6 protein-coding genes are annotated in these 5,295 nt (G+C 75.6%); 4 read left to right on the top strand and 2 right to left on the bottom strand.

Annotated features, from left to right (window positions below; all coding sequences use genetic code 11):
* On the bottom strand, positions 1-874 hold an 874-nt coding region (locus tag VR44_RS34350), incomplete at its 3' end, for an NsdA family TPR-like regulatory protein (RefSeq protein ID WP_045951566.1).
* 235 nt (positions 875-1,109) lie between these two features.
* Here VR44_RS34350 and VR44_RS34355 point away from each other — a divergent pair.
* Positions 1,110-1,574, top strand: a complete 465-nt coding sequence (locus VR44_RS34355; RefSeq protein ID WP_211275184.1) for a hypothetical protein — start codon at positions 1,110-1,112, stop codon at positions 1,572-1,574.
* Between the two features lie 25 nt (positions 1,575-1,599).
* Positions 1,600-2,493, top strand: a complete 894-nt coding sequence (locus VR44_RS34360) for a spermidine synthase (RefSeq protein ID WP_045951562.1) — start codon at positions 1,600-1,602, stop codon at positions 2,491-2,493.
* A gap of 9 nt (positions 2,494-2,502) precedes the next feature.
* Here VR44_RS34360 and VR44_RS34365 read toward each other — a convergent pair whose 3' ends face one another.
* Positions 2,503-3,078 carry a hypothetical protein gene (locus VR44_RS34365; protein WP_094192106.1) on the bottom strand — a complete coding sequence of 192 codons (576 nt, stop codon included), beginning with the start codon at positions 3,076-3,078 and terminating at the stop codon, positions 2,503-2,505.
* 78 nt (positions 3,079-3,156) lie between these two features.
* Here VR44_RS34365 and VR44_RS34370 point away from each other — a divergent pair, with 78 nt between their 5' ends.
* A complete protein-coding gene (locus VR44_RS34370) occupies positions 3,157-3,843 on the top strand; it encodes a response regulator transcription factor (protein ID WP_211275185.1) in 687 nt (228 codons plus the stop codon).
* Positions 3,844-3,952: 109 nt separating this feature from the next.
* Positions 3,953-5,295: sensor histidine kinase (locus VR44_RS34375; RefSeq protein WP_045951565.1), on the top strand; the 1,343-nt coding region annotated here is incomplete at its 3' end.

Consider the following 5,295-nt stretch of genomic DNA (forward strand, 5'->3'; position numbering starts at 1 on the left):
CCTCCCGCAGGGCCAGCAGCGACAGCAGCCGGGGCGAGCCCAGCGAGCGGGCCGCGCGCCGGCCCGCCTGGGCGGCCCGTACCGACTCGCGGGGGCGTCCGCAGTCCCGGGCGAGAAAGGCCATGTTGCTGAAGGCGTGCGCCTCCAGGCCCGCGTCCCCCGCCACCCGGGCGGTGGCCAGGGCCTCGGCGTAGTGCGAGCGGGCGTCCTCGAAGCGGCCCGAGTCGTGGGCCAGCCAGCCCACCGAGACGGCCAGTTCCCCGGCCCCCGAGTGCAGCCGGTCCTCGGTGGACTGCCGGGTGGCTCCCGCGTCGAGGAGGGCGTAGGCGGTGCGCAGGGGCTGGGCGGCCCGCCGGTAGAGGGCGTCGGCGCCGTGCCGGTCGTCCAGCAGCCGGATCTGGCGTACGGCGTCCTCGACGGCGTCGGCCTCGGCCTCTCCGGCGCGGGAGGGGATGCGGCGGCTGTCGCCGAGCAGGGTGAGGCTGAGCGTCGCGGCCGCCATGGTCGCGGAGCCGCCCGCCATGAAGGCGCGCCGCAGCACGTCGCTCTCCTTGGACCGGTGGATGAGGTGGGTGAAGACGGGCGGGGTGGGCAGGGCGCGCTGCGCGGCCCGCCCGCGGACCGCCTCGCGGGGGGAGAAGCCCAGGTCGGCCAGGGTGCGGCCGGGGAACATGTGGAGGAAGACCCGTTCGTAGGCGTAGTTGGGGCAGCGGATCTCGCCCGATTCGACTCGGCCGATGTAGCGGGCGTCGCAGGAAACCGTTTCGCCGATCTCCCGTGCGGCCCGTCGCACCATGGCCGCGAACTCGGCCGGGGAGTGTGCTCCGCGCAGCCGCCGAAAGCTGGAGTTGGGTGAGTGGGGTGACGCCGCCATGGACGCTGCCTCTCTGGACACGCTCGCCCCGGAGTCGGGTGCTCCGGCGCGCATGAACGTACCGCCAGCGAGGGGGTGCTCACGCTCTGTTTGGCTACAAAACGGATATCTCACCCGCGATCCGCCATGAACTGCCATCCTTTGCGGCGTCTTGCCGCCGCACCTGTTGACGCTTCGCCGCGTTGAACCCATGCGGATACGGATCGAGGAGGGGTTCCCCTTGGTGGAGGCCGGCATGGACAGCATTGGTACGAACACCGCGCCCGGCGCCGGCGCGACCCCGATCACCGCCCCGGCCGCGGCGACGGCGCCCGCCCCCGCCCCGGCCCCGGCTCCCTTCCCGGCCCCGGACCTGGTGACCGTCTCCGTACGGCAGGGGCTGGAGGCCGTGGACATCATCCGCCGCGGGGCCGGGCGGGCCGCGCCCGCGGTGGGCCCCGTCCTGCACGACGGCTCCGGCGACACCCTCGGCTTCCTCGTCCCGCCCGGCACCGCCGACGCCTGGGACCTGCCCGGCAGCGCCTGTACGCAGACCAACGGGCGCGGGATGCGCTTCGGCGACCTCGCCACGCCCACCGCGGGCGGTACCGGATGGCTGCTGCCGCCCGAGGCGGTGGGGCCGGTCACCGACCCGGAGGTGCTGCGGGCGGCGCTCGGCGAGGCGGCCCGGCTGATCGAGGCGGCCGACAACTGTCGGTGAGGCTCTGGCCAGCGATAATGGGGGCGTGGCAGGCAAGGGTACGGGCAGGGACAAGGGCAGGAACCGCGACGGGGGCCGGCGGGGCAGCGCCGAACCGGTCACCGGGCAGGTGGGCGGCGGCCTGGCCGAGCTGACCCCGGACCGCGAGCGCGCCCGCGCCTGGACCCTGCTGATCGACGGGGCCCCGCAGTCGCACGTGGACCTGGACGACCCCGGGTACCTGGACTTCGCGTACCAGCGCCGCATCGGCCACCTGATCGACCTCGCCGCGCCCGCCCGGCAGCCCCTGAACGTGGTGCACCTGGGCGGCGGCGCCCTCACCCTGGCCCGCTACACGGCCGCCGCGCGCCCGCGCTCCGCCCAGCAGGTGGTGGAGGTGGACTCCGCCCTGGTGGCCTTCGTACGCGAACACCTGCCGCTGGACCCGCAGGCAAGGATACGGGTCCGGGCGGTGGACGCGCGGGCCGGGCTGGCGAAGGTCCCGGACGGCTGGGCGGACCTGGTCATAGCGGACGTGTTCAGCGGGGCCCGTACCCCGGCCCACCTGACCAGCGCCGAGTTCCTGGACGACGTGCGCCGGGCGCTGTCGCCCACCGGGTGGTACGTGGCCAACCTCGCCGACGGGCCGCCGCTGGCGCACCTGCGGGCCCAGGTCGCCACCGCCGCCTCCCGCTTCGAGCGGCTGGCGCTGGCCGCGGATCCCGTCGTCTGGCGGGGGAAACGTTTCGGCAATGCGGTGCTCGTGGCCTCCGACCAGGAGCTGCCGGTCGCGGAGTTCACCCGCCGCGTGGCGAGCGACCCGCACCCGGGCCGGGTGGAGCACGGCCGGGCCCTGACGGACTTCACCGGCGGCGCGGCCCCCGTCTCCGACGCCTCCGCGACGGCCTCGCCACCGCCCCCGGCCTCGGTGTTCCGCTAGGGGGCCGCCCTACGGGTCGACCGTCTCCACCGTCGGCGGGTGGTCGTGCCAGGTGCAGAACACCGACACCTCGCGGCCGTCACGGGTGAAGGTGACCCGGATCCAGAAGTCCTGCTTCCACACCTGCACCCGCCACCCCGCCTCCGGGGTCGCCGAGACCAGGGCGGCGGAGGAGGTGCCGAGGTCGAAGACCACCCGGCCGCCCGAGACCGAGTACCCCTTCACGTTCCCGGACCCGGCCTGCCCGCCGGCCTCCTGGAGCGGGCGCTGCTGCCCGGCCGGCGGCGCGGACTTCGACCGGGCGGACGCGGAGGGCGCGGCGGACGGCGACGAGGACCCCGGCCCGGACTGCGACGGCGGGGGCGAGGGCGAGGGGGACGCCGGGGCGGACCCCGACGGGCCGGCCGGCGCGGGAGGCTCCGGACCCCGCGTCGAGGAGGACAGCGGTCCGGCGGCCAGGGGAACCGCGAGCGGAGGATCGTAGGCCGTCCCGGACATGACGGTGCGCACACCCCACCACGACAGGGTCACGGCGGCCGCGGTCGCCACCACCCAGGCCATGGCATGTACAAGTCCTCTGCGCATCAGGGCACATACTGCACCACACGTCACAAGCCCGTCCCGGCACCTCCCGGGGCCGCCCGAATGGACTACCGTGCGCCCATGGCTAGTGTGCTCGTGGTCGAGGACGACCAGTTCGTACGTTCCGCCCTGATCCGGCACCTGACCGAGGCCTCCCACACCGTACGGAGCGTCGGCACGGCCCTGGAGGCCCTGCGCGAGGTCGCCCACCACCGGTTCGACGTGGTCATCCTCGACCTCGGGCTGCCCGACCTCGACGGCTCCGAGGCCCTGAAGATGCTGCGCGGCATCACCGACGTGCCGGTCATCATCGCCACCGCCCGCGACGACGAGGCCGAGATCGTCCGGCTGCTCAACGACGGCGCCGACGACTACCTCACCAAGCCGTTCTCCGTCGAGCACCTCTCCGCCCGGATGGCCGCCGTCCTGCGCCGCTCCCAGGCCACCGCCGCCGAACCGCCCCCGCGCGTGCTGCGCGTCGGCGGGCTCGCCATCGACCCGCTGCGCCGTCAGGCCGAGCTGGACGGGGCCGTGCTCGACCTCACCCGGCGGGAGTTCGACCTGCTGACCTTCCTCGCCGGGCGGCCCGGGGTGGTCGTGGCCCGGCGCGAGCTGCTCGCCGAGGTCTGGCAGCAGTCGTACGGGGACGACCAGACCATCGACGTCCACCTGTCCTGGCTGCGCCGCAAACTCGGAGAAACCGCGGCCCGGCCGCGGTACATCCACACCCTGCGCGGGGTGGGTGTGAAGCTGGAGCCGCCGCTGTGAGCGTCGCACGCGCGGCCACCGGGCCGCAGACGACCGCGACGGCCGCGCCGGTGCGCCGCTCGGGCGACCGTGACAACAGCCGCTGCCGCGGCGGAGCGAGCCGACAGAGGTGAGGTGGGCGCTGGTCAAGGTCTGTCTTGCGGTCACGACCATGGTGGCCGTGGCCTTCGCGGTGCCGCTGGGGCTGGTGGTGCAGGAGATGGCCAGTGACCGGGCCTTCTCCAACGCCGAGCGGCAGGCCGCCACCATGGGTCCGACCCTGTCCATCACCACCGACCCGGTGCAGCTGCGCAAGGCCGTCGAGTCCACCGAGATGGGGGCCGCCCGGCGGATGGCCGTGCACGTCCCCGCCATCGGCGGCGCCGCCCCCGTGGACATCGGCGACGGCTGGGCGGGCGCGCACGCGGTGGCCGAGACCCGCTCGATGGGCCGGGCCACCACCGCCGCGGCCGGCGGCGGGGGCTCCGCGCTGCTGCAGCCCATCGCCCTCGGCTCCGGGGACATCGCCGTCATCGAGATCTACGTGCCGGAGAGCGAGGTCAGCAACGGGGTCGCCACCGCCTGGCTGATCCTCGCCGGCGTCGGCCTCGCCCTGGTCGTCGGCTCGGTGGCGGTCGCCGACCGGCTCGGGGCCCGCCTGGTCCGCCCGGCCGAACGGCTCGCGGACGCCGCGCACCAGCTGGGGGAGGGGCGGCTCGGGGCACGGGTGCCCGAGGCCGGCCCGAAGGAACTCCGCTCGGCGGCCGTCGCGTTCAACTCGATGGCCGATCAGGTCGTCGAACTCCTCGCCAACGAGCGGGAGCTCGCCGCCGACCTCTCCCACCGGCTGCGCACCCCGCTGACGGTGCTGCGGCTCAACGCGGCCTCGCTCGGCGACGGCCCGGCCGCCGAACACACCCGGGCGGCGGTGGAGCAGCTGGAGCGCGAGGTCGACACGATCATCCGCACCGCCCGCGAGCAGCGCCAGCCCGCCGCCGCGGCGGCCACCGCCGGCTGCGACGCGTCCGAGGTGATCCGCGACCGGATGGCCTTCTGGTCGGCCCTGGCCGAGGACGAGGGCCGCGAGGTGCGGCTCGCGGGCGTGGACCGCACCGTACGGGTCCCGGTGGCCCGGCCCGAGCTGGCGGCCGCCCTCGACGCCCTGCTCGGCAACGTCTTCCGGCACACCCCCGAGGCCACCCCCTTCGCCGTCGACGTGCACGACGCGGGGGACGCCGTGATCGTCCTCGTCTCGGACGCGGGCCCCGGCATCGCCGACCCGGACGCGGCCCTGAGGCGCGGCAACGACGGTGGCCGCGACGGCTCCACGGGGCTCGGCCTGGACATCGTGCGCCGCGTCGCGGAGTCCACGGGCGGCGACGTACGGCTGGGACGGTCGGTGCTGGGCGGGACCGAGGTGCGGGTGTGGCTCGCCCTGGACGGCCGCGCCCGGCGCGGTGGCCGCGTCCCGGG

This window comes from Streptomyces katrae, from assembly GCF_000966975.1.
Classification (GTDB): Bacteria; Actinomycetota; Actinomycetes; order Streptomycetales; family Streptomycetaceae; genus Streptomyces; species Streptomyces katrae.

Excerpts from the sequence above, each read along its gene's own strand:
- VR44_RS34365 (WP_094192106.1), bottom strand. The coding sequence starts at position 3,078 with ATGCGCAGAGGACTTGTACATGCCATGGCCTGGGTGGTGGCGACCGCG.
- VR44_RS34370 (WP_211275185.1), top strand. The coding sequence starts at position 3,157 with ATGGCTAGTGTGCTCGTGGTCGAGGACGACCAGTTCGTACGTTCCGCC.
- VR44_RS34355 (WP_211275184.1), top strand. The coding sequence starts at position 1,110 with ATGGACAGCATTGGTACGAACACCGCGCCCGGCGCCGGCGCGACCCCG.